23 protein-coding genes are annotated in these 22,709 nt (G+C 71.9%); 18 read left to right on the top strand and 5 right to left on the bottom strand.

Going from position 1 to position 22,709, the window contains the following annotated elements; translation table 11 throughout:
* Positions 1–87 precede the first annotated feature (87 nt).
* The gene (locus tag ACZ66S_RS38715) at positions 88–1,479 is read left to right on the top strand and encodes a M1 family metallopeptidase (RefSeq protein ID WP_469906274.1); all 1,392 of its coding nucleotides are present in this window, start codon (positions 88–90) and stop codon (positions 1,477–1,479) included.
* Positions 1,480–1,502: 23 nt separating this feature from the next.
* A complete protein-coding gene (locus ACZ66S_RS38710; RefSeq protein ID WP_020121087.1) occupies positions 1,503–2,159 on the top strand; it encodes a trimeric intracellular cation channel family protein in 657 nt (218 codons plus the stop codon).
* Here ACZ66S_RS38710 and ACZ66S_RS38705 read toward each other — a convergent pair.
* A complete protein-coding gene (locus tag ACZ66S_RS38705; protein ID WP_469906273.1) occupies positions 2,068–3,288 on the bottom strand; it encodes an alpha/beta hydrolase in 1,221 nt (406 codons plus the stop codon). The two genes, ACZ66S_RS38710 and ACZ66S_RS38705, sit on opposite strands and share 92 nt — an antisense overlap.
* Positions 3,289–3,433: 145 nt before the next feature.
* Between ACZ66S_RS38705 and ACZ66S_RS38700 the strand changes: the two genes are divergently transcribed.
* From ACZ66S_RS38700 to ACZ66S_RS38690, 3 genes are all read left to right on the top strand, one after another.
* Complete coding sequence (locus ACZ66S_RS38700) at positions 3,434–4,288, top strand: thioesterase family protein (protein ID WP_469906272.1); 855 nt, start codon at positions 3,434–3,436, stop codon at positions 4,286–4,288.
* A 101-nt stretch (positions 4,289–4,389) separates the two neighbouring features.
* Positions 4,390–5,394, top strand: a complete 1,005-nt coding sequence (locus ACZ66S_RS38695; RefSeq protein WP_469906271.1) for a helix-turn-helix transcriptional regulator — start codon at positions 4,390–4,392, stop codon at positions 5,392–5,394.
* 114 nt (positions 5,395–5,508) lie between these two features.
* The gene (locus tag ACZ66S_RS38690; protein ID WP_469906270.1) at positions 5,509–5,889 is read left to right on the top strand and encodes a hypothetical protein; all 381 of its coding nucleotides are present in this window, start codon (positions 5,509–5,511) and stop codon (positions 5,887–5,889) included.
* An 85-nt stretch (positions 5,890–5,974) separates the two neighbouring features.
* Here ACZ66S_RS38690 and ACZ66S_RS38685 read toward each other — a convergent pair whose 3' ends face one another.
* Positions 5,975–6,601: a TetR family transcriptional regulator gene (locus ACZ66S_RS38685; RefSeq protein ID WP_469906269.1), complete on the bottom strand. Its 627-nt coding sequence runs from the start codon at positions 6,599–6,601 to the stop codon at positions 5,975–5,977.
* 133 nt (positions 6,602–6,734) lie between these two features.
* Here ACZ66S_RS38685 and ACZ66S_RS38680 point away from each other — a divergent pair, with 133 nt between their 5' ends.
* The 3 genes from ACZ66S_RS38680 (at position 6,735) to ACZ66S_RS38670 (ending at position 8,451) form a co-directional block, all read left to right on the top strand.
* Positions 6,735–6,899 (top strand): hypothetical protein, encoded by a 165-nt coding sequence (locus ACZ66S_RS38680; protein ID WP_086723909.1) that lies wholly within the window; start codon positions 6,735–6,737, stop codon positions 6,897–6,899.
* Positions 6,900–6,949: 50 nt separating this feature from the next.
* Positions 6,950–7,216: a DUF4190 domain-containing protein gene (locus tag ACZ66S_RS38675; RefSeq protein WP_469906268.1), complete on the top strand. Its 267-nt coding sequence runs from the start codon at positions 6,950–6,952 to the stop codon at positions 7,214–7,216.
* A gap of 65 nt (positions 7,217–7,281) precedes the next feature.
* Positions 7,282–8,451, top strand: a complete 1,170-nt coding sequence (locus ACZ66S_RS38670; protein WP_469906267.1) for a cysteine desulfurase family protein — start codon at positions 7,282–7,284, stop codon at positions 8,449–8,451.
* 267 nt (positions 8,452–8,718) lie between these two features.
* Here the strand turns inward: ACZ66S_RS38670 and ACZ66S_RS38665 are convergent, their stop codons facing one another.
* Positions 8,719–9,384, bottom strand: a complete 666-nt coding sequence (locus ACZ66S_RS38665; RefSeq protein ID WP_469906266.1) for an N-acetylmuramoyl-L-alanine amidase — start codon at positions 9,382–9,384, stop codon at positions 8,719–8,721.
* A gap of 59 nt (positions 9,385–9,443) precedes the next feature.
* On the opposite strand from ACZ66S_RS38665, the gene mnmA reads away from it, so the two are divergent.
* Positions 9,444–10,568, top strand: coding sequence for a tRNA 2-thiouridine(34) synthase MnmA (gene mnmA / locus ACZ66S_RS38660; RefSeq protein ID WP_469906265.1), 1,125 nt, complete (start codon positions 9,444–9,446; stop codon positions 10,566–10,568).
* 115 nt (positions 10,569–10,683) lie between these two features.
* Here mnmA and ACZ66S_RS38655 read toward each other — a convergent pair whose 3' ends face one another.
* A complete protein-coding gene (locus tag ACZ66S_RS38655) occupies positions 10,684–11,466 on the bottom strand; it encodes an alpha/beta fold hydrolase (protein WP_469906264.1) in 783 nt (260 codons plus the stop codon).
* Positions 11,467–11,503: 37 nt separating this feature from the next.
* A complete protein-coding gene (locus ACZ66S_RS38650) occupies positions 11,504–11,827 on the bottom strand; it encodes a DUF427 domain-containing protein (protein ID WP_469906263.1) in 324 nt (107 codons plus the stop codon).
* A gap of 50 nt (positions 11,828–11,877) precedes the next feature.
* Here ACZ66S_RS38650 and ACZ66S_RS38645 point away from each other — a divergent pair, with 50 nt between their 5' ends.
* From ACZ66S_RS38645 to gatB, 9 genes are all read left to right on the top strand, one after another.
* Positions 11,878–12,417, top strand: a complete 540-nt coding sequence (locus ACZ66S_RS38645) for an LOG family protein (protein ID WP_469906262.1) — start codon at positions 11,878–11,880, stop codon at positions 12,415–12,417.
* 23 nt (positions 12,418–12,440) lie between these two features.
* Positions 12,441–13,130, top strand: a complete 690-nt coding sequence (locus tag ACZ66S_RS38640) for an SDR family oxidoreductase (protein ID WP_469906261.1) — start codon at positions 12,441–12,443, stop codon at positions 13,128–13,130.
* A gap of 61 nt (positions 13,131–13,191) precedes the next feature.
* On the top strand, positions 13,192–14,193 hold the full coding sequence (locus ACZ66S_RS38635) for a methionine synthase (protein WP_469906260.1): 1,002 nt from the start codon (positions 13,192–13,194) through the stop codon (positions 14,191–14,193).
* Positions 14,194–14,208: 15 nt separating this feature from the next.
* Positions 14,209–16,401, top strand: a complete 2,193-nt coding sequence (ligA, locus tag ACZ66S_RS38630) for an NAD-dependent DNA ligase LigA (RefSeq protein ID WP_469906259.1) — start codon at positions 14,209–14,211, stop codon at positions 16,399–16,401.
* Between the two features lie 273 nt (positions 16,402–16,674).
* Complete coding sequence (locus ACZ66S_RS38625) at positions 16,675–18,909, top strand: putative bifunctional diguanylate cyclase/phosphodiesterase (protein ID WP_469906258.1); 2,235 nt, start codon at positions 16,675–16,677, stop codon at positions 18,907–18,909.
* A gap of 187 nt (positions 18,910–19,096) precedes the next feature.
* Entirely contained in the window at positions 19,097–19,393 is a 297-nt protein-coding gene (gene gatC, locus ACZ66S_RS38620; protein ID WP_007384860.1) for an Asp-tRNA(Asn)/Glu-tRNA(Gln) amidotransferase subunit GatC, read from the top strand.
* A 5-nt stretch (positions 19,394–19,398) separates the two neighbouring features.
* Positions 19,399–20,892 (top strand): Asp-tRNA(Asn)/Glu-tRNA(Gln) amidotransferase subunit GatA, encoded by a 1,494-nt coding sequence (gene gatA / locus ACZ66S_RS38615; protein WP_469906257.1) that lies wholly within the window; start codon positions 19,399–19,401, stop codon positions 20,890–20,892.
* Positions 20,889–21,128, top strand: coding sequence for a hypothetical protein (locus tag ACZ66S_RS38610; RefSeq protein WP_031051298.1), 240 nt, complete (start codon positions 20,889–20,891; stop codon positions 21,126–21,128). The genes gatA and ACZ66S_RS38610 overlap by 4 nt, the downstream gene beginning before the upstream one ends.
* Positions 21,129–21,143: 15 nt before the next feature.
* Entirely contained in the window at positions 21,144–22,658 is a 1,515-nt protein-coding gene (gatB, locus tag ACZ66S_RS38605; protein WP_469906256.1) for an Asp-tRNA(Asn)/Glu-tRNA(Gln) amidotransferase subunit GatB, read from the top strand.
* Positions 22,659–22,709 lie beyond the last annotated feature (51 nt).

Here is a 22,709-nt window from a genome sequence, read left to right as displayed (position 1 = left end):
GTTGGCAAAGTCATGCACATGCCCGAACGGGAGAGCGCAGAGTCGTCCCTGTCCGACTTATCGGCAGACGCGCGAAAGGGACGACGCATGAGACTCTCCCGTTCGGCACGTTTAGGGGCCATCGCCACGGCGGTGGCCTCTTTCTGTGTCATCGCCGCCGCCCCGGCCCCGGAACCCGGCGCCCCCGGCATCGGCGACCCCTACTTCCCGAACCTCGGCAACGGCGGCTTCGACGCCCGCCACTACGCCCTCGACGTGGCGTACGACCCGGCCACCGACCGGCTGGACGGCCGTACGACGATCACCGCCCGCGCGACCCGGAACCTCTCCTCCTTCGACCTGGACCTCCAGCAGCTCACGGTCACCCGGGTCGAGGTGAACGGCACCCGCGCCCGGTTCACGCGCGACGGCGACGAGATCCGCATCACCCCGCGTCAGTCCCTGCGCAGGAACAGGGACTTCACCGTCGCCGTCACCTACGGCGGGGTCCCGCAACCCCTGAGCGGCCCCATCGTCTTCGGCTCCGACTACGGCTGGATGAAGACCCCCGACGGTGTCTTCGTCGCCTGCGAGCCCAACGCCGCCTCCACCTGGTTCCCGTCCAGCGACCACCCCTCGGACAAGGCCGCCTACGACATCCGCATCAGGACGCCGAAGGGCCTGACCGCGGTCTCCAACGGCCGGCTCGTGTCGACGTACGACAAGGGCGGCTCCACCTACACCCACTGGCGCGAGAAGAAGCCGATGGCGACCTACCTCGCGACCGCCACCATCGGGAAGTTCGACGTCCGCACCGGCAGGACCCCCGGCGGCATCCCCGTCTACACCGCCATCGACCCGGTGCTGGAGAACAGCAACAGCGTCGACGTGTACGGCGTCACCGCCGAGGCCACCGACTACTGGTCGCAGGTCTTCGGGCCGTACCCGTTCGAGGAGACCGGCGCGATCGTCGACGACATGCCGCAGGCCGGGTTCTCGCTGGAGGTGCAGACCAAGCCGGTCTACTCGGCGGTGCGCAGCGAGACGACGATCGTGCACGAGCTGGCCCACCAGTGGTTCGGGGACAGCGTCTCGGTCGCGCACTGGAAGGACATCTGGCTCAACGAGGGCTTCGCCACCTACGCCCAGTGGCTGTGGGCCGAGCACAAGGGCACCCGCAGCGCCCACGATTCCTTCCTCGCGGGCTACGACTCCCGGCCCGCCGACAGCGCGTTCTGGCAGACCGTCGTCGGCGATCCGCAGCGCGACACGATGTTCGCGTCCGCGGTGTACCAGCGGGGCGCGATGACCCTCCAGGTGCTGCGCGAACGGATCGGCGACAAGGCGTTCTTCAAGCTCCTTCCGGCCTGGACCGCGCTGCACCGCTACGGCAACGCCGACACCGCCGACTTCGTCCGGCTCGCCGAGAAGGTGAGCGGACAGCAGCTCGACGACCTGTTCCGCACCTGGCTCTTCACGAAGGGCAAGCCCGTGCTGTAACAGCCACTGCGCAAGAATGCGGTGTGCTCCAGCAACTGTTCAGCCCCTCCGTCCAGCACACGCTCGACCTCGTCGGCATCTTCGTGTTCGCCATCTCCGGCGCGCTGCTGGCCGTCCGCAAGAACTTCGACGTCTTCGGCATCGCCGTGCTCGCCGAGGTCACCGCGCTGGGCGGAGGGCTGTTCCGGGACCTGATCATCGGCGCCGTCCCGCCCGCCGCCTTCACGGACCTGGGCTACTTCATCACCCCGCTGCTCGCCGCCCTCCTGGTCTTCTTCCTGCACCCGCACGTGGAGCGCATCCAGGTCGGCGTGAACGTCTTCGACGCGGCCGGGCTCGGCCTGTTCTGCGTCGCCGGGACGACGAAGGCGTACGAGTACGGGCTCGGCCTCACCCAGTCGGCGACCCTCGGCCTCGCCACCGCCGTCGGCGGCGGTGTGCTCAGGGACGTGCTCGCCAACGAGGTGCCCTCCCTGCTGCGCTGGGACCGCGACCTGTACGCGGTCCCGGCGATCGTCGGCGCCACCATGGTCGTGCTGTGCATCCGCTACGACGCCCTCTCCCCGTTCACCAGCGGGCTCGCGGCGCTCACCGCCTTCGTGCTGCGCCTGCTCGCGATGCGGTTCCACTGGCGAGCTCCGCGGGCGTGGAACCGCCGGTCGACCGTGCGGGAGGAGTAGCGCCCGCCCGGCCGTGCAGCAGCCCCATCTCCTCGGTCAGCCAGCGGAACGCCGGGACCACCTGCGGCTTCCACAGCGCCATGTTGTGGCCGCCCGCGCTCTTCGGGACGTAGACCACGTGCACGGTCGTCGGCGCCTTCGCGAGCTGTTCGAGGCCGGTGGCCGCCTCGTAGCCGTCGCCCGGCTGACCGGACTCGTAGAGCGCGACCGCGGGCGGGGTGCGGGCGTCGCGCAGCAGCACGTAGGGGTTGTTGGCGCGGCGCAGGGCGGGGGTCTCGGCCGCGAGGGAGTTGCGTTCGCCGATCGGGTCGTTGTAGCCGGACATGCTGACCGCGGCCCGGTAGCGGTCGGGGTGGGCGACGGCGAGCTTCGTCGCGCAGTGCCCGCCGGCCGAGTACCCGGCCACCGCCCAGCCCGCCGGACCGGACAGGGCGCGGAGGTTGTCGGTGACCATCTTCGGGACGTCGACGCTGAGCCAGGTGTCGGCGTTGACCGTGCCCGTGATGTTGGCGCACCCGGTGTCGACCCCGGCCAGCAGGTTCATGCGCGGGGCGACCAGGATGAAGGGCGCGACCCTGCCGTCCCGCATCAGCGGCCGGAGCTGGTTCACCGCGTGCAGCGACCCGAACCAGGCCCTGGCCGAGCCCGGATAGCCGGACAGCAGCTCCACCACGGGGAACTTGTGGTGGCGGTAGGCGGGTTCGCGGTACTGCGGCGGCAGCCAGACGTAGACCTCGGCGTTCACACCGGAGACCCGGCCCTTGAGCTGGGTGACCCGCACGCCCTCCATGCCGGGCCCGGAGACGTCGGAGAAGTGCTGTTTCACCCTGGGCAGCCGTTTCAGCGAGATCCCGCCGGTGCCGTCCGCACCCAGGTCGGCGGCCTGCTGGACGTGGTCGCCGGTGCCGAGCAGGTCGGCCCAGTTGTCGTACAGGTTGTTCTGGTTGTTGACCAGCACGAACACGAGGGCCACGGCCGTGCCCTGGGCGAACAGCACCATCAGCACGCGGGCGACGGCGCGGGCGATCCGGGGGCCCCGCAGCCGCGACCACAGGGCCAGCGGCAGCACGACGGCGACGACGGACAGCACGATCAGCGTGGAGAGGAACGCGGTCCCGGTGAGGCTCATGTCCCTGTAGAGGGGGAGGCGGCGGCCGGGGTTTACGGACGAGTACGGACACTTACCGAGAAATTGCCCGGGTCTCACCCGGCCGAGGCGAGGCGGAACGGTCACAAAGCTACCGCTTAGTAGTTGGTTGTTGTACCGTTCAGGCATGCCAGAAGCAGCCTCCGCCACACGCGCCACGATCGGTGACAGCGAGTTCGACCGGGACACCGCGGTCACCCGCCGGGCGCCCGGCGTCTACGACATCGACCTCTCCGCGGGCTGGACCATCATCAGCGCCGTCAACGGCGGCTACCTCCTGGCCGTCCTGGGCCGCGCCCTCGCGGACGCACTGCCGCACGCCGACCCGTTCACCATCTCCGCGCACTACCTCACCGCGTCCCAGCCCGGACCGGCGGTGATCCGCACGGACGTCGTCCGCACCGGCCGCACCCTCTCCACCGGCCAGGCCTCGCTCCTCCAGTACGACGACGAGGGCCGCGAGGTGGAACGCATCCGGGTCCTCGCCTCCTACGGCGACCTCGACGCCCTCCCCGACGACGTCCGTACGACGGCGAAGCCGCCCGCGATCCCGCCCATGGACCAGTGCTTCGGCCCCGAGGACGGGCCGGCCCCGGTCGACGGCAGCTCCGCCATCACCGACCGGCTGATGCTCAAGCTGGACCCCTCGACGCTCGGCTGGGCGCTCGGTGCCCCGTCCGGCCGGGGTGAGATGCGGTCCTGGTTCGGCCTCGCCGACGGCCGGGACGCCGACCCCCTCTCCCTGCTGCTCGCGGTGGACGCGCTGCCGCCCACGGCCTTCGAGATCGGCCTCAAGGGCTGGGTCCCGACGGTCGAGCTCACCGTCCACGTGCGCTGCCGTCCCGCCCCGGGCCCCCTCCGGGTCTCCATCACCACCCGCAACCTCGCCGGCGGCTTCCTGGAGGAGGACGCCGAGGTCTGGGACAGCGCGGACCGGTTGGTGGCACAGTCACGTCAACTCGCCCGGGTCAGACTGCCGTGACCCGCCCGGGGGCGCGGGGCACTGCGCGACCCGCCACGGGCCGCGCGCGGCTGCCCTGCGACCTCGGGTCCGACGGCTTACCCGTCATGGATCCTTGAGCCGTGAAGTCCGACCGCCTCCTGTCGATCCTCCTGCTCCTCCAGACCCGAGGCCGCACTCCCGCCCCCGAGCTCGCCGAGCGGCTGGAGGTCTCCGTCCGCACCATCTACCGGGACGTCGAGGCGCTCTCCGCCGCAGGTGTCCCGGTCTACACCGAGCGCGGGCGGCACGGCGGCATCGAACTCCTCGCCGGTTTCCGCACCGACGTCACCGGACTGACCGCCGACGAGTCCCGCGCCCTGTTCATCCTCGCCGCCCAGGGCGCCCACGCGGCCCTCGGCCTGGACTCCGCCCTCGGCTCGGCGCTGCGCAAGGTCATGGCCGCGCTGCCCGCCCCGCACCGCCCGGCCGCCGAGGCGACCGCCCGCCGCATCCTGGTCGACGCCACCCGCTGGAAGGGCGGACCGCAGCGGTCCGTGGACCTGGCGGCCCTTCAGGACGCCGTCTTCGCCGACCGCAGGCTGAGGCTGCGCTACCGGCACAGCGGGGAGCGCGAGACACGGACGTACACCGTCGACCCCTACGGTCTCGTCGCCAAGGCGGGGGTCTGGTACCTGGTCGCCGACCGGCGGGCACGCCCGCGGCTGTTCCGTGCCGACCGGGTGCGGTCGGCGGCCGTGCTGGACGACCCGGTCAGGCGTCGGCCCGGCGTCGAACTCGCCGACGTCTGGGACGTGTTGCGGCGCGGGGTCGAGGAGCGGCCCGGCGGCATCGACGTGACCGTCCGGGTCCGCCGCGACCGACTCGACCTGTTCACCCGGCTGATGGCCCCGTACCTGGCCGAACTCCCCGAGGAGGACGGCGAGAACACGTGGGTGACGGCCCGGCTCCGCCTCGGCGTGGTCGGCGAGGCCCGCCAACTCCTGCAGTTCTCCGACCGGGTGGAGGTCCTCTCGCCGCCCGAGGTGCGCGCGGAGGTGGCCCGCGCCGCCGCCTCTGTCACGGACCTGTACCAGCCAGTAGGCGGGCGATCCGAGCAGAACCGCAGCTCAGAGGGGCGGCTTTAGCCGCGCTTTGCTCCTCGCACAGGTGGGCGACAGGCCCAACTCAACGAAGCCTCAGGGGCTGTTGCGAGAGTTCCCGGCCTCAGGACTTCCTCATCCTCCCTGGAGCTGTCTCTCATGAAGCGTGTGCGTCTCCTCCCCGCCGTGGCCCTGCTGGCGCTCTCGCCCCTCGCCCTGGCGGCCTGCGGCTCGGGCGACTCGTCGTCGACCTCGAACAGCGGCACCTCGGGGCAGCAGAACTGTCAGGCCCCCACGGGCAACGCGTCCGGCATGCCCGGCGGCGCCCCCTCCGGCGCCCCCACCGCCGACGGGACCGCGCGGCCGTCGGGCGCGCCCAGCGGCAACCCCTCCGGCATGCCGAGCGGTGGTCCCGGCGGCGGCCAGGGCGGTCAGGGCGGCCCCGGCGGCGGCATGGGCGGCTGCGGCGGTCCCGGTGGCGGTGCGGCCCCGAGCGGCGCGCCCAGCGGAGCGCCGAGCGCGGCGGCCACGAAGAGCTGACCCGGCGCGGGACGCCGTACGACAGGGGCGGCACTCCCGGTGAACGGGGGTGCCGCCCCTGTGTGCCGCCCTCGCCGCGAGGGTCCTAATCCAGCCAGTGTGCGCGGCCGATGCCGATCAGCCGCATCTGGCGCTCGGCCACCTGGCAGACCCGGTCCCGCTCCTCCGGCGGCGCCTCCAAGGCCTCCAGGAACAGCGAGGCCGTGATCAGCATCTGGTCCACGTAGAGGTTGGCCAGCATCAGCAGGTCCTCGTCGCTCCAGCCCTCGGACACCGGGTCCTTGGCCAGCTCGTCCTTCACCTCCTGCCCGAACCGGGCCAGTTGCTCCCGGATGGCCTCCCGGACCGGCTGAACCCCGCCATGTCGTTCCCGGGCGATGAAACGGACGTGAGCGGGGTACGCGTCCACATGACCGGCGATCAACTCGATGGCGCGCCTGATGCGTTGATCGTGGTCGTCGGCCGCGGACACCGTCGTCCGGATCATCGGGTGCAGGCTGCCCAGGGCCTCCTCGACCAGGGCCACCCCGAGGTCCGCGGTGGAGCGGAAGTGCCGGTAGAAGGCGGTCGGCGCGACGCCGACCGCGCGCGTGACCTCGCGCAGGCCCAGGCTGCTCAGGCTCTGCTCCTCCAGCAGGGCCAACGCCGCGTCCAGGAGCGCCTGTCGGGTCTTCTGCTTCTGTGCCTGCCGGATGCCGAGGGTGTGACTCATGTCATCCAGTTAACAACTGTTCTCCGTAATTGGAAAGCCGTACGACGCGCTAGACTCTGGAGTCAGTGAACAACTGTAACCACAACTGTTCACCCAAATGTTACGACCGCCGAACCGGAGGGGGATCCGTCCCATGCTGTTCCTCGTCGCCGCACTCATGCTGCTCGGCGTCGTCCTGGGCACCGTCGCCCACGCGCCGCTCACCTTCACCGCCGTCGCCGCCGTCGTGATCGCCGCCTGGCTGGGCATCTTCGCGCTCCGCGAGCGCCACGCCCGCCGCCGCACCCCGTCCCACTGATCCCTGTCCCACTGACCCCCGCCCCGTCGTCCCCAGGAGCACTGATCACCATGCAGCTCACCGCGCAGGCCAGCCGCCAGACGGGCGCCCGCGACGCCGACGGCATGGCCGTGGCGTCCTTCGTCCTCGGCCTCCTCGGCCTTCTCGTCCTCAACGTCTTCCTCGGCCCGATCGCCATCGTCCTGGCCTCGGTCGCCCTGTGGCGCGGCACCGCCCGCCGCGGCCGCGCCTACCTGGGCCTCGGCCTCGGCGTGGCCGACCTCCTGGTCCTGGTGGCCTTCATGCAGTTCGACAGCACGCCGTCCTGGAGCTTCTGACGCCACGGCACCGGCCGGTCCTGGCCTGAGGGCGCACACCCGCGACCCGTAGAATCGGCGTCACCATGGCATACCTCGACCACGCCGCGACCACCCCGATGCTCCCCGAGGCGGTCGAGGCACTCACCGCGCACCTCGGCGTCACCGGCAACGCCTCCTCCCTGCACGCCTCCGGTCGCGGGGCCCGCCGCACGGTCGAGGAATCCCGCGAGACCCTCGCGGAGGCACTCGGCGCCCGGCCCAGCGAGATCGTCTTCACCTCCGGCGGCACGGAGGCCGACAACCTCGCCGTGAAGGGCCTGTACTGGTCCCGGCGCGACGCGGACCCCGCGCGGACCCGGGTCCTCGCCAGCCCCGTCGAGCACCACGCCGTCCTCGACGCCGTCCACTGGCTCGGCGAGCACGAGGGCGCCACCGTCGAGTACCTCCCCGTCGACAAGCACGGCCGGGTCCACCCCGACGCGCTGCGCGAGGCCATCGCCCGCAACCCCGCCGACGTCGCCCTGGCCACGGTCATGTGGGCCAACAACGAGATCGGCACCGTCCTGCCGGTCCGCGAACTCGCCGACGCCGCCGCAGAGTTCGGCGTCCCGCTGCACGCCGACGCGGTGCAGGCCTTCGGTCAGGTGCCCGTCGACTTCGCCGCCTCCGGCCTCGCCGCGATGACCGTGTCGGGCCACAAGATCGGCGGCCCGTACGGCATCGGGGCGCTCGTCCTCGGCCGCGAGTGGACCCCCGTGCCCGTCCTGCACGGCGGCGGCCAGGAGCGCCACGTCCGCTCCGGCACCCTCGACGTCCCCGCCATCGCCTCCTTCGCGGTGGCCGGCCGCCTCGCCGCCGAACAGCGCGCGTGGTTCGCCACCGAGATCGGCGCCCTGCGCGACGCCCTGGTCGAAGCGGTCCGTACGGCCGTCCCGGACGCGATCCTCGGCGGCGACCCGGAGCCCGGCGGCCGCCTCCCGGCCAACGCCCACTTCACCTTCCCCGGCTGCGAGGGCGACTCCCTGCTCCTCCTCCTGGACGCCCAGGGCATCGAGTGCTCCACCGGCTCCGCCTGCACGGCGGGCGTCGCCCAGCCCAGCCACGTCCTGCTGGCCACCGGCACCGACCCCGACCTGGCCCGCGGCACCCTGCGCTTCTCCCTCGGCCACACCTCCACCGAGGCCGACGTCGAGGCGGTCGCCAAGGCCATCGGCCCGGCGGTGGAACGCGCCCGCGCGGCGGGGCTGACGTAAGGCGCCCGACGCAGGACACTCCGGGCGTGCACCTCGTGTCCCAGGTCCTCGCCCTGCTCGCGGCCCCGACCCACCTGAGGTCACCCCGTGGCGCTCGGGTGTCGCCGTCCACCACCTGTTCCTCGGACTGGGCCCGGTCGCCGGGGTCGTCGCGCTGCACGCCGGCGAACCCACTGCGGGGCCAGGGAGTACCCCCGGCCCTGGTGTCCGTGGCCCTCCTCCAGCGGCCCCCACCGGAGCCGCCGCGTCCCGCCCTGGAGCGCACGCCTACGCGGAAGCGCTCCGGGCCTGCCCCACCAGCCTCATGTACCGGTCCCAGTCCCAGTGTTCGCCCGGGTCGGTGTGGTCCGTCCCCGGCACCTCCACATGGCCGATGACGTGCTCGCGGTCCACGGGGATGGCGTACCGCGCGCATATCCGGGCCGTGAGCCGGGCCGAGGCCGCGTACATCGCGTCCGTGAAGTCCTCGGGCCGGTCCACGAAACCCTCGTGCTCGATGCCCACACTGCGTTCGTTGTAGGCGCGGTTGCCCGCGTGGTACGCCACGTCCAGTTCGCGGATCATCTGCGTGATGTGCCCGTCCTTGCGGACGACGTAGTGCGCGGCCGCCCCGTGCCCAGGGTCCTGGAACACCTTCACCGCACTGGCGAAACTGCCCTGTGTGACATGGATGACCACCATGTCTATGCCGTAGTCGTCGGGCCGGTCCGCGCGCCGCCAGTTTGCGTCGGAGGCCGCCACCCACTGCGCGCCGCCGAAGTCGACCGCGCCCTCGACCCGCGGTTTCTCCACGCCCGGCGCCCGCCACCACAGCCGCGCCAGCTCGTCCCGGGCCAGCACCGCCGAGCCCACGGCGGCCGCCGTCCCGCCGACGATCAGCGCCCGCCGGCCGATGCGCCGGTCGCCGTCCCTGGAACCCTCAGTCGCCCCCATGTGGTCGTCAACGGATACCCGACGGCTCCGGTTCCCGCGCCCCGTACCCTGGAAGGGTTATGACTGACACCACGCAGCGCCCCCTTCGCGTCCTCGCCGCCATGTCCGGAGGAGTGGACTCCGCCGTCGCCGCCGCCCGTGCCGCCGAAGCCGGCCACGACGTGACCGGCGTCCACCTCGCGCTCTCCGCGAACCCGCAATCGTTCCGCACCGGCGCGCGTGGCTGTTGCACCATCGAGGACTCCCGCGACGCCCGCCGCGCCGCCGACGTCATCGGCATTCCGTTCTACGTCTGGGACCTCGCCGACCGCTTCCGCGAGGACGTCGTCGAGGACTTCGTCGCCGAGTACGAGGCCGGCCGCACCCCCAACCCCTGCCTGCGCTGCAACGAGAAGATCAAGTTCGCCGCGCTGCTCGACAAGGCGCTGGCGCTCGGCTTCGACGCGGTGTGCACGGGGCACTACGCGAAGGTCCTGGTGGGTGAGGACGGCTCGCGGGAGCTGCACCGCGCCTCCGACATGGCCAAGGACCAGTCGTACGTCCTCGGCGTCCTGGACGACAAGCAGTTGGCGCACGCCCTGTTCCCGCTCGGCGACACCGTCACCACCAAGGACGAGATCCGCGCCGAGGCCGAGCGCCGCGGCCTCGCGGTCGCCAAGAAGCCCGACTCGCACGACATCTGCTTCATCGCCGACGGTGACACCCAGGGCTTCCTCGCCTCCCGCCTCGGCAGGGCGGAGGGCGACATCGTCGACGAGTCGGGCGCCAAGGTCGGCACCCACGAGGGCGCGTACGGCTTCACGATCGGCCAGCGCAAGGGGCTGCGCATCGGCACCCCGGCAGCCGACGGCAAGCCGCGCTACGTCCTCGACATCTCGCCGGTGAACAACACGGTGACCGTGGGCCCGGCCGCCGCCCTGGACGTGACCGCCCTGAGCGCGATCAAGCCCCGCTGGTGCGGCGCGGCCCCCACCGGCCCCGGCACCTACACCGCGCAGCTCCGCGCCCACGGCGGCGAGACCGAGGTCACCGCGGAGCTGGTCGGCGGGGAGCTGCGGGTGTCCTTCGCCGAGCCCGTCCGCGGGGTGGCCCCCGGCCAGGCGATCGTCCTGTACGACGGCACGCGCGTGGTGGGCTCGGCGACGATCGCGTCCACGGTCCGGGCGACGGCGGGCGTGGCCTGACACCCGGCCCGCCGGCCGTGACGACGATGGGCGTGGCCTGACACCCGGCCCGCCGGCCGTGACGTCGTAGGCACGCGCACGCGTGGCCGCCGTCGACAGCCGGGCCCCAGGGGCGTCAGTCCGCGAAGAACTCCGCCAGGACCGGGGCCAGCGCGGTCGGGTCGACCATGTGGGTCTGGCCCTCCAGCTCGCGGTACGAGCCCTGCGGGGCCGCCTCCGCGACCGCCGCGGTGGCCTCGCGCATCCACGCGGGGCTCGCGCCGCCCGCGACCGCCAGGACCGGGACGGTGATGGAGGCCAGCCGGTCCCGGGGGACCAGACCGCCGGCCATGACCGCGTTGTCGTAGGCGAGCGTCGGCGCGACCGCCTCCATGCCGGGCCACATGGGGGACTGACGGGCGCCCTGGATCATCTCCTCGCCCATGCCGGTGAGCCGCAGGAACAGCTCCACCGCGTCCCCGTTCCGGCCCTCCGAGAGCGCCGCTTCGAGGTTTCGGGTGTACGCGGCGTTCCCCTCGGCGCCGCCCTCCAGGAAGTCGGCGAACGGCGTCTCGTACACGGCGATGCGGCGCACCGGCAGTCCGCTCGCCGCGGCCTCCAGGACCAGCGCACCGCCCGAGGAGATCCCGCACAGGCTCGCCTCGCCGCCCGCCGCCTCGATCAGCGCGGCGAGGTCCTCGACCTCACGGGCCACGGCGTAGGGAGCGGTGTCGCCGCTCTGACCGCGGCCCCGGCGGTCGTGCACGAGGACGTCGAACCGCTCGGACAGCGGCACCGCCAGCGGCGCGACCGTGCCGCCCGTGGACATCGCGCCGCTGACGAGGATGACCGCCGGGCCCTGCCCGGTGCGTGCGTACGCGATCGGAGTGCCGTCGCGCGAGAGGGTCTTCTTGTCCATGCCTGAGGAGACTGCCGTACGGCGGCGGACTCATCGGTCAGGACACGTCGACCTCGTAGAAACAGAGGTGGTCCTTGATCTCGGCGACGGCGGGCTTCGGTTCGGGATAGGACCACACCAGGTCCGGCGCGTCCGGCAGCGACCAGTAGGACGCGGTGCCCTTGAACGGGCAGTAGGTGTGGGTGTCGGAGGGGGTCAGCAGCTCCAGCCGCACATCCTCGGCGGGGAGGTAGTACCGCGGCGGACAGCCCGTCTCGCGCAGCACGAGAGGGCGTTCGCTCTCCGCGAGGACCTGGTCGCCGTGCACCACGCGCACGTGCTGGTCGACTTGCTCGATGGTGATCGTGTGTCCTTCGGCCATACCGGAAGAGCGCTCGCGGGGCCCCGGTTCTTCCCGCGTACGGTGACCTCATGCGAATCTGCGTCTTCCTCTCCGCCGCCGACCTCGACGACCGCTACACGCGCCCCGCGCGGGAGTTCGCGAAACTGCTGGGCAAGGGCGGGCACACCCTCGTGTGGGGCGGCTCGGACGTGGGCTTGATGAAGGTCGTCGCGGACGGGGTCCAGGAGGCGGGCGGACGGCTCGTCGGGGTCTCGGTGGACTTCCTTTCCGCCAAGGTCCGACCGGGCGTGGACGAGATGGTGATCACCAAGGACCTCGCCGAACGCAAGCAACTGCTCCTGGAGAAGGCCGACGCCGTGGTGATCATGGTGGGCGGCACGGGCACCCTCGACGAGGCGACCGAGATCCTGGAGCTGAAGAAGCACGGGCGCACGGAGAAGCCCGTCGTGCTGCTGAACACGGCGGGCTTCTACGACGGGCTGAAGGAGCAGTTCCGGCGCATGGAGGACGAGGGCTTCCTGCCGCGCCCGCTCACCGAGCTGGTGTTCTTCGCGGAGGAGCCGGTGGGGGCGCTGGCGTACCTGGAGGAGTCGCTCGGCACCCGGTGACGCCGTGATGCGAGCATGGCGGCATGGCTACACATGTGATCACCGGAGCGGGCTCCGGCATCGGCGCGGCGGTGACCCGGCGGCTGCACGCGCGCGGGGACGAACTCGTGCTGCACGCGCGTGACGCGGGCCGTGCGAAGGAGCTGGCCGCGGAGTTCCCCGGCGCGCGGACCCTGGTCGGGGACCTGGCCGACCCCGACAAGCTGAGCTGGGCCTTCTCGCACCAGACGCTGCCGGACCGGGTGGACTCCCTGCTGCACGTCGCGGGCGTGGTCGACCTCGGCCCGGTCGGCGACCTGACCCCGAAGTCCTGGCGGCACCAGTTGAACGTCAACCTGATCGCCCCGGCCGAGCTGACCCGCCACTTCCTGCCCCAACTGCGGGCGGCCCGCGGCCATGTGGTGTTCGTGAACTCGGGCGCGGGCCTCAGCGCCCACGCCGACTGGTCCGCGTACGCGGCCTCCAAGCACGGTCTGAAGGCCCTGGCTGACTCCCTGCGCCACGAGGAGCACGGCAACGGCGTCCGCGTCACCTCGGTCTACCCCGGCCGCACGGCGAGCCCCATGCAGGCCAAGGTCCACCAGCAGGAGGGCAAGGACTACGACCCCTCGCGGTGGATCGACCCCGAGTCGGTGGCCACGACGATCCTGACGGCGCTCGACCTGCCGAGGGACGCGGAGATCAACGACCTGACGGTCCGCCCGGGCCGCTGACGCGTCCTGGTCGCCGGGCGGGGGCGCGAACCTCCCGCGGTCACCTACGTAGGCTTCACACGTGACCGCAGACATCCGCTTCGCCCCCGCCACCGGCATCGGCTCCCTTCCCGGCGGCGACGCCCGGGAGGCCGCCAGGACCGCCACCGGCTCCTTCGAGGACTTCCCCTTCCTGCCCGAACTGCCCGCCCGCGGCCCCGGCGCCGACATGATCGGCCGGACCGCCGGGATGCTCGTGGAGCTGTACGCGCGCGTGGAGCCCAGCGGCTGGCGGCTCGGGGACCGGCCGGGCCGCGACACCAAGCGGGCGCGTTCCTGGCTGGGGGAGGACCTCGACGCCCTGGAGGAGTTCACCCAGGGGTACGAGGGACTTCTGAAGGTGCAGGCCGTCGGACCCTGGACGCTCGCCGCCGCGCTGGAGCTGCGGAACGGCGAGGTCGCCCTCTCCGACCCCGGTGCCTGCCGGGACCTCACCGCCTCGCTCGCGGAGGGGCTGCGGCTGCACCTGGAGGAGGTCCGGAGCCGCGTCCCCGGCGCGCAGGTCGTCCTCCAGCTCGACGAACCCTCACTCATCGCCGTACTGAGGGGGCAGGTGAGGTCCGCCAGCGGCTACCGGACCCACCGGGCCGTGGACCGGCAGGTCGTCGAGGCGGCCCTGCGCGATGTCGTCGGGGTTCACGCGGGCGGCCCGGTCGTGGTCCACTCGTGCGCACCGGACGTCCCCTTCGCCCTGTTGCGGAGGGCGGGCGCGACGGCGATCTCCTTCGACTTCTCTCTCCTCACCGAGCGTGACGACGACGCCATCGGGGAAGCGGTGGAAGGCGGCACGAGGCTCTTCGCCGGTGTCGTACCGGGCACGGACACGGCATTGTCAGACCCTGCCGGTAGCGTCATGGGTGTCAGGACGTTGTGGCGCAGGCTGGGGCTGCATCCGGGCCTTCTCGCGGAGGGGGTCACGGTCACGCCGTCGTGCGGACTCGCGGGGGCCTCCCCGGAGTACGCGCGCAGGGCCCTCGCCCACTGCGTCCAGGCGGCGAGATCCCTCGCGGACAACCCAGAGTAACGGGAGGACAACACGGTGGCCGGCGACAAGCAAGCGGAGACGACGGTGCCCGCCGAGGCACGGGAGAAGCACGCGCAGCTCGCTGAGCAGATCGAGGAGCACCGCTTCCGGTACTACGTGAACGACGCGCCGGTCGTCAGCGACGCCGACTTCGACAAGCTCCTGCGCTCCCTGGAGGCGCTGGAGGAGGAGTACCCCGAGCTGCGCACCCCCGACTCGCCGACCCAGAAGGTCGCGGGGGCGTACGAGACCGAGTTCACCTCCGTCCAGCACCGCTCCCGCATGCTCTCCCTGGACAACGCGTTCAGTGACGAGGAGCTGGCGGCCTGGGCGGAGCGGGTGGCGAAGGACGTCGGCACCACCGACTACCACCTGTTGTGCGAGCTCAAGGTCGACGGTCTCGCCGTCAACCTCACCTACGAGCACGGGCGGCTCGTCCGCGCGGCCACCCGCGGCGACGGCCGCACCGGCGAGGACATCACGCCCAACGTCCGCACGATCGCCGAGATCCCGGACCGGCTCACCGGCGACAAGGTCCCCGACCTCGTGGAGATCCGCGGCGAGGTCTACTTCCCGATGGAGAAGTTCGAGGAGCTCAACGCCCGCCTGGTCGAGGCCGGCGACAAGCCCTTCGCCAACCCGCGCAACGCGGCGGCCGGTTCGCTGCGCCAGAAGGACCCCCGCGTCACCGCCACCCGCCCCCTCCACATGGTCGTGCACGGCATCGGCGCCCTGGAGGGCTTCGACGGCATGACCCGCCTCTCCCAGGGCTACGACCTCCTCAAGTCCTGGGGCCTGCCCACCGCCAAGCACAACAAGGTGGTCGACGGCCTCGACGGCGTCCGGGAGTTCATCGCCTACTTCGGCGAGAACCGCCACTCCGTGGAGCACGAGATCGACGGGGCCGTCGTCAAGCTCGACGAGATCCCCCTCCAGGGCCGCCTCGGCTCCACCTCCCGCGCCCCGCGCTGGGCGATCGCGTACAAGTACGCGCCCGAGGAGGTCAACACCAAGCTCATCAACATCCGCGTGGGTGTGGGCCGTACGGGCCGGGTCACGCCGTACGCCCAGGTCGAGCCGGTGACGGTGGCCGGCTCCGAGGTCGAGTTCGCCACCCTGCACAACCAGGACGTCGTCAAGCTCAAGGGCGTCCTCATCGGCGACACCGTGGTGCTGCGCAAGGCCGGTGACGTCATCCCCGAGATCCTCGGCCCGGTCGTGGACCTGCGGGACGGCAGCGAGCGCGAGTTCGTGATGCCGGCCGAGTGCCCCGAGTGCGGCACCGCGCTGCGGCCCATGAAGGAGGGCGACGTCGACCTGCGCTGCCCCAACGCCCGCTCCTGCCCCGCCCAACTGCGTGAACGCCTGTTCTACCTCGCGGGCCGCAAGTCGCTGGACATCGAGCACTTCGGGTACGTCGCCGCGGCCGCGCTCACCCAGCCGCTGGAGCCCGCCGACCCGCCGCTGACCGACGAGGGCGACCTGTTCGACCTCACCATCGACCGACTGCTGCCCATCAAGGCGTACGTCCTCGACCAGGACAGCGGTCTGCCCAAGCGCGACCCGAAGACCGGCGAGGAGAAGATCGTCACGGTCTTCGCCAACCAGCAGGGCGAGCCCAAGAAGAACGCCGTCGCCATGCTGGAGAACATCGCGGCCGCCAAGGACCGTCCGCTCGCCCGCGTCCTGACCGGTCTGTCGATCCGCCATGTCGGCCCGGTCGCCGCGGAGGCGCTGGCGCGCAACTTCCGCTCCATCGACCGCATCGAGCAGGCGAGCGAGGAGGAGCTGGCGAACACCGACGGCGTCGGCTCGATCATCGCGAAGTCCCTCAAGGAGTGGTTCGCGGAGGACTGGCACCAGGAGATCCTGCGCAAGTGGAAGGCCGCGGGCGTGCGCACCGAGGAGGAGGGCTCGGGGGAGGACGAGGGACCGCGTCCCCTCGAAGGGCTCACCGTCGTCGTCACCGGCACCCTGGAGCGCTTCACCCGCGACGGGGCCAAGGAGGCGCTGCAGTCCAGAGGGGCGAAGGTGACCGGTTCGGTTTCGAAGAAGACGTCTTTCGTCGTTGTGGGTGACAATCCGGGGTCCAAATACGACAAGGCGATGCAACTCAAGGTGCCGGTTCTGAACGAGGACGGCTTCGACGTGCTCCTCGAACAGGGCCCCGAAGCGGCCGCCGAAGTGGCCCTTCCCACGGAGGAGTAGCGAGGAGCCGCGGTTGAAGGCCACCCGATCGGCGCATACCAGATGCATACGGGTGGCCGGGGCGCATTCGGGCAACCGTCGGCGACCGTTGCCCGTGGAAGCCTTCTGCGGCCTACTGTTGAGATGTGCGCCTGCCGTGCCCAGCCGCGGCCGGGGCATCCCCGTGCTCCTGCCGAGCAAGGGGAAGGGTTTCCCAACGCGGCGCCGTCGAGGGTTCTTGTCGGGCGAACGAGCCGCGTGGCGTGGGCACCGCCGGCTGTGAGAGGGACGGGAATGGAACCGACCGAGAGCGCCGCCACGGACTCACGGCTGCGCCGATTCACCGGCGCGTGGCGGACGAGCCGGTGGTCCGGGCGGCCTTCGGAGCATCCGGGCACGGAAGGGCGCGCCGCCGGACAGTACACCGCGACCGGCGGCCCCGGCGCCGCCCAGCTCACCGTCGAGCGCGCCCCCGGTCCGCCGGAAGCCGAACCCGACCGTCACCTGTCCTGGCCCGCGCTGCCCACGGCGATCGTCGCCTCGGCCGGATTCGTCCTGGGCGCGGGCTTCTACCGCGCCTTCACCGGCGGCCACGCGCTCTTCCCGTCCGGCACCGTCGGCTGGTCGCTGGCCGTGCTGACCGGCGTCATCGTCGGGCACCTGGTCGCCCTCGGCCGGGCCCGCTGGTGGGGCGGCACCGGCTCGGGCGCCGCCCTGACCCTCGCCGTCCTGGTGCTGTACGGCTGGGTGCCCGCCGGCATGGTCAGCCTCACCGTCGTCCTGCTGGTCGGCATAGCCAGGCGGCACCGCTGGCGGCAGGGCATCCTGCACGGCGCGGTGGACATCCTCGGCATAGCCGCCGGCGCCCTGGTCCTCGCCGCGTTCGGCCAGTCGCCGTCCGTCGAGACCCCCTGGAACCCCGACACCTGGACCTTCTACACCGGCCCCGAGGTGGTCCTGGTCGCGGTCGCCTATCTCGCGGTCACCCGGGCCCTGGGCTGGTACCTGCACTCCGCCCGCCACGCCGGTCTGCCCACCGTGGCCCGCACCGCCCTGGTCAGACAGGGCCTGGTCGCGGTCGCGCTGCTCGGCATCGCCCCGCTGGTGTGCGTGGTCGCCACCGCCAAGCCGGTGCTGCTGCCGCTGTTCGCGATTCCCCTCATCGCCCTCGACTCCACCCTGTGGATGGCCCGGGCCCGCGCCGAGGAGCAGCTCCGTGACCCGCTGACCGGACTGCCCAACCGCCAGTGGCTGCTGGAGCGCATCTGGTCCGCCCTGGACGACGCCGAGCGCATCGGCGCCCGGTCCGCCCTGATGCTCATCGACCTCGACCGCTTCCGCTCGGTCAACGACACCCTGGGCCACCTCGCCGGTGACCGGCTCCTCCTGCAGATCGCCGACCGGCTGCGGATCGCGCTGCCGCGCGGCGCGGAGGCGGCCCGGCTCGGCGGTGACGAGTTCGCCGTCCTGCTGCCGGTCGCCGACTCCACGACCTCCGCGACCCGGGTCGCCCGCAACCTGGTCGCGGCCCTGAGCTCCCCGCTCGACCTGGACGGACTGACCCTCGTCCTGGAGGCCAGCGCCGGGGTCGCCGTCTTCCCCGACCACGCCGTGGACGCCGAGGGCCTGCTGCGGCGGGCGGACGTGGCGATGTACCAGGCCAAGCGGGACCGCACGGGCGTCGAGGTCTACGAGTCCAAGCGGGACTCCAACACCCCCGACAGGCTCGGGCTGCTCGGCGATCTGCGCCGGGCGCTGGACGCGCACGAGGTGCAGCTCCACTACCAGCCCAAGGTCCGCTTCGACGGACAGGTCGCCGGACTGGAGGCCCTCGTGCGCTGGGTCCACCCGGAGCGCGGGAAGGTGCCGCCGGACGAGTTCATCGCGATCGCCGAGTCGTCGGGCCTGATGCCGCACCTCACCGAGTACGTCCTCGACACAGCCCTCGCCCAGGTCGCCGAGTGGCGTGCGCAGGGCCTGTACGTCCCGGTGGCGGTCAACGTCTCCCCGCGTGACGTCCACACCCCGGGCTTCGCCGGCTCGGTCGCCGCGCGCCTCGCCCGGCACGGCGTCCCCGCGGGAGCGCTCCAACTGGAGATCACCGAGCACGTGCTGCTGGAGGACCCCTCCCGGGCCGCGGACACCCTCGCCGCACTGACCGGGCACGGCGTGAAGATGTCCCTGGACGACTTCGGCACCGGCTACTCCTCCCTGGTCCACCTGCGCCGCCTCCCGGTCAGCGAGCTGAAGATCGACCGCTCCTTCGTGGCCAAGCTCGCCGTCGACACCGAGGACGCCGAGATCGTCCGCTGCACGGTCGACCTCGCCCACTCCCTGGGCCTCCTGGTCGTGGCGGAGGGCGTCGAGGACGACGAGACCTGGGAGCGGCTGCGCGACATGGGCTGCGACGCCGTACAGGGCTGGCTGGTCGCGGCGGCGATGCCGCCGGACGAGACGACGGCGTGGCTGTTGGCGCGGGGGTCGCGGGGCTGGCAGCGGCCGAGGGCAGCGCTCCCGGCGGCGGAGTGAGCGCCCCGTAGGGGTGCGGGGCTGTATCGACATGCGGCTCCGCCGCGGGGCGCGACAAGCCACCACGCACCCGCGGCCGCCCAGAGCCCTTCTGCGGCACCCCTCCGGGATCCGTTTAACAGCCAGAGGCGAGCGCGCCATAGGATTGGGCCTCACACCACACGCACTCACCCCAGAGGATCGCTGCATGCCTGGCATCACGCGCGAGGAGGTCGCCCACCTCGCACGGCTGGCGCGTCTGGAGCTGAAGCCCGAAGAGCTCGAGCACTTCGCGGGACAGCTCGACGACATCATCGGCGCGGTCGCACGCGTCAGTGAGGTCGCCGACCAAGACGTACCGCCGACCTCGCACCCGCTCCCGCTGACGAACGTCATGCGGGCGGACGAGGTCCGTCCGTCGCTCACCCCCGAGCAGGCGCTCTCCGGCGCCCCGGCCCAGGAGCAGCAGCGTTTCAAGGTGCCGCAGATCCTGGGGGAGGACTAACCGCCATGACGGACATCATCAAGCTCACCGCCGCCGAGACCGCCGAGAAGATCGCTTCCGGCGAGCTCACGGCCGTGCAGGTCACCGAGGCCCACCTGGCCCGTATCGAGGCCGTCGACGAGAAGGTGCACGCCTTCCTGCACGTCGACCGCGAGGGCGCGCTGGCGCAGGCCCGTGCCGTCGACGAGAAGCGCGAGCGGGGCGAGAAGCTCGGCCCGCTGGCCGGTGTGCCCCTCGCGCTGAAGGACATCTTCACCACCGAGGGCATCCCGACGACCGTCGGTTCGAAGATCCTCGAGGGCTGGATCCCGCCGTACGACGCGACCCTCACCAAGCGGCTGAAGGCCGCCGGCGTCGTCATCCTCGGCAAGACCAACATGGACGAGTTCGCCATGGGGTCCTCCACCGAGAACAGCGCCTACGGCCCGACCGGCAACCCCTGGGACCTCACCCGGATCCCCGGCGGTTCCGGCGGCGGCTCCTCGGCCGCGCTGGCCGCGCACATGGCCCCCCTCGCCATCGGCACCGACACCGGCGGCTCCATCCGCCAGCCGGCCGCCGTCACCGGCACGGTCGGCGTGAAGCCGACGTACGGCGCGGTCTCCCGCTACGGCATGGTGGCCTTCTCCTCCTCCCTCGACCAGGGCGGCCCCTGCGCCCGCACGGTCCTGGACGCGGCGCTGCTGCACGAGGTCATCGCCGGGCACGACCCGATGGACTCCACCTCCATCGACGTCCCCGTCCCGCCGGTCGTCGAGGCCGCCCGCAACGGCAGCGTCGCCGGCATGCGCGTCGGTGTCGTCAAGCAGTTCCGCGGCGAGGGCTACCAGGCCGGCGTCATCCAGCGCTTCGACGAGTCGGTCGCCCTCCTCAGGGAGCTGGGCGCCGAGATCGTCGAGCTGGACTGCCCGTCCTTCGACCTGGCGCTGTCCGCGTACTACCTGATCGCGCCCTCCGAGTGCTCCTCCAACCTCGCCCGCTTCGACGGCCTGCGCTACGGCCGCAGGACCGGCGACGACGGCAGCCACTCGGCCGAGGAGGTCACCTCCCTCACCCGTGAGGCGGGCTTCGGCCCCGAGGTCAAGCGCCGGATCATGCTCGGCACGTACGCCCTGTCGAGCGGGTACTACGACGCCTACTACGGCTCCGCGCAGAAGGTCCGCACGCTCATCACGCGCGACTTCGAGAAGGCCTTCGAGCAGGTCGACGTGATCGTCTCGCCGACGACCCCGACCACCGCCTTCGCGATCGGCGAGCGCGCCGACGACCCGATGGCGATGTACCTCGCGGACCTGTGCACCATCCCGACCAACCTGGCGGGCAACGCGGCCATGTCGCTGCCGTGCGGTCTCGCCCCGGAGGACAACCTCCCGGTCGGTCTGCAGATCATCGCCCCGGCCCTGAAGGACGACCGCCTCTACAAGGTCGGCGCCGCCGTCGAGGCCGCCTTCGTGGAAAGGTGGGGCCACCCGCTTCTGGAGGAGGCACCGTCGCTGTGAGCAAGCTGACCAAGGCCAAGGACTTCAAGAAGTCCAAGTCCGGCACGTATCTGTCCATCGCCACCACGGCGTTCGGCGCCATCGGTGTCGCCAAGCGGCTCAAGAAGGCGCGCGCCGAGAGCGACACGTTGGTTCTGATCGACGCCACCGTGGCCGCCGTCGCCGTCGTCACCGGCCTCGCCGTCCTGTACCGCGAGCTGAAGCGGCTGGGCGACGACGACGTCCTGCTGGGCTGAGAGGGAAGTAACACCGTGACCACCACGACCGACCTGGTGTCGTACGAGGACGCTCTCGCGTCGTACGACCCCGTCATGGGCCTCGAGGTCCATGTCGAACTCGGCACCAAGACCAAGATGTTCTGCGGCTGTTCGACCGAGCTCGGTCAGGACGCCAACACGCAGACCTGCCCCACCTGCCTCGGCCTGCCCGGCGCGCTCCCGGTCGTCAACGCGATCGGCGTGGAGTCGGCCATCAAGATCGGTCTCGCGCTGAACTGCGAGATCGCCGAGTGGTGCCGCTTCGCCCGGAAGAACTACTTCTATCCGGACATGCCGAAGAACTTCCAGACCTCCCAGTACGACGAGCCGATCGCCTTCAACGGCTACCTCGACGTGCAGTTGGAGGACGGCGAGACCTTCCGCGTGGAGATCGAGCGCGCCCACATGGAGGAGGACACCGGCAAGTCGACCCATGTGGGCGGCGCGACGGGCCGCATCCACGGCGCCTCGCACTCCCTGCTCGACTACAACCGCGCCGGCATCCCGCTGATCGAGATCGTCACCAAGCCGATCGAGGGCGCGGGCGAGCGGGCTCCGGAGGTCGCCAAGGCGTACGTCCGTGAGCTGCGCGAGCTCATCAAGGCGCTCGGCGTCTCCGAGGCCCGGATGGAGATGGGCCAGATGCGCTGCGACGTGAACCTGTCGCTGCGCCCGAACGGCACCGAGAAGTTCGGCACCCGTTCCGAGACGAAGAACGTCAACTCGCTGCGTTCCGTGGAGCGCGCGGCCCGCTTCGAGATCCAGCGGCACGCGGCCGTGCTGTCCTCGGGCGGGACGATCGTCCAGGAGACCCGGCACTTCCACGAGGACACGGGGTCCACGACCTCGGGTCGCGTGAAGGAGGAGGCCGAGGACTACCGGTACTTCCCCGAACCGGACCTCGTTCCGGTGGCCCCCTCACGCGAGTGGGTCGAGGAGATCCGGGCGGCCCTGCCCGAACTGCCGCTGGTGCGCCGCAACCGGCTCGTCGCGGAGTGGGGCATCACGGCCCTCGACATGCAGGCGATCCTCAACGCCGGTGCCCTGGACCTGATCGTCGCCACGATCGACGCCGGTGCCGACGCGGCCTCCGCCCGCAAGTGGTGGATGGGCGAACTCGCCCGCAGCGCCAACGAGTCCGGCAAGGCGCTCGACGAACTGGCCATCACCCCGGAGCAGGTGGCCCGGGTCACCGAGCTGGTCTCCAAGGGCGATCTGAACGACAAGCTGGCCCGTCAGGTCATCGAAGGCGTCCTCGCGGGCGAAGGCACCCCGGACGAGGTCGTCGACAAGCGCGGTCTGAAGGTCGTCTCCGACGAGGGCGCCCTGGGCACCGCCGTCGACGAGGCCATCGCCGGCAACCCCGGCATCGCCGACAAGATCCGCTCGGGCAAGGTCGCCGCGGCCGGTGCCCTGGTCGGCGCGGTCATGAAGGCGACCCGCGGTCAGGCCGACGCGGCCCGCGTCAAGGAGCTGATCCTGGAGAAGCTGGGCGTCAGCGAAGGCTGAGCCGGAGCACGCGGTACGGCCCCGGAGGACATGTCCTCCGGGGCCGTACCG

Source organism: Streptomyces sp. NPDC107471 (assembly GCF_055582845.1).
Note: the sequence above shows the minus strand (reverse complement) of the source record. Positions and strands in the feature narration are given on the sequence as shown.

Bases quoted from the DNA above. Each gene is read 5' to 3' on its own strand.
- ACZ66S_RS38715 (WP_469906274.1), top strand. From the start codon at position 88: ATGAGACTCTCCCGTTCGGCACGTTTAGGGGCCATCGCCACGGCGGTG.
- ACZ66S_RS38705 (WP_469906273.1), bottom strand. From the start codon at position 3,288: ATGAGCCTCACCGGGACCGCGTTCCTCTCCACGCTGATCGTGCTGTCC.
- ACZ66S_RS38700 (WP_469906272.1), top strand. From the start codon at position 3,434: ATGCCAGAAGCAGCCTCCGCCACACGCGCCACGATCGGTGACAGCGAG.
- ACZ66S_RS38690 (WP_469906270.1), top strand. From the start codon at position 5,509: ATGAAGCGTGTGCGTCTCCTCCCCGCCGTGGCCCTGCTGGCGCTCTCG.
- ACZ66S_RS38685 (WP_469906269.1), bottom strand. From the start codon at position 6,601: ATGAGTCACACCCTCGGCATCCGGCAGGCACAGAAGCAGAAGACCCGA.
- ACZ66S_RS38680 (WP_086723909.1), top strand. From the start codon at position 6,735: ATGCTGTTCCTCGTCGCCGCACTCATGCTGCTCGGCGTCGTCCTGGGC.
- ACZ66S_RS38675 (WP_469906268.1), top strand. From the start codon at position 6,950: ATGCAGCTCACCGCGCAGGCCAGCCGCCAGACGGGCGCCCGCGACGCC.
- ACZ66S_RS38670 (WP_469906267.1), top strand. From the start codon at position 7,282: ATGGCATACCTCGACCACGCCGCGACCACCCCGATGCTCCCCGAGGCG.
- ACZ66S_RS38665 (WP_469906266.1), bottom strand. From the start codon at position 9,384: ATGGGGGCGACTGAGGGTTCCAGGGACGGCGACCGGCGCATCGGCCGG.
- mnmA (WP_469906265.1), top strand. From the start codon at position 9,444: ATGACTGACACCACGCAGCGCCCCCTTCGCGTCCTCGCCGCCATGTCC.
- ACZ66S_RS38655 (WP_469906264.1), bottom strand. From the start codon at position 11,466: ATGGACAAGAAGACCCTCTCGCGCGACGGCACTCCGATCGCGTACGCA.
- ACZ66S_RS38650 (WP_469906263.1), bottom strand. From the start codon at position 11,827: ATGGCCGAAGGACACACGATCACCATCGAGCAAGTCGACCAGCACGTG.
- ACZ66S_RS38645 (WP_469906262.1), top strand. From the start codon at position 11,878: ATGCGAATCTGCGTCTTCCTCTCCGCCGCCGACCTCGACGACCGCTAC.
- ACZ66S_RS38640 (WP_469906261.1), top strand. From the start codon at position 12,441: ATGGCTACACATGTGATCACCGGAGCGGGCTCCGGCATCGGCGCGGCG.
- ACZ66S_RS38625 (WP_469906258.1), top strand. From the start codon at position 16,675: ATGGAACCGACCGAGAGCGCCGCCACGGACTCACGGCTGCGCCGATTC.
- gatC (WP_007384860.1), top strand. From the start codon at position 19,097: ATGCCTGGCATCACGCGCGAGGAGGTCGCCCACCTCGCACGGCTGGCG.
- gatA (WP_469906257.1), top strand. From the start codon at position 19,399: ATGACGGACATCATCAAGCTCACCGCCGCCGAGACCGCCGAGAAGATC.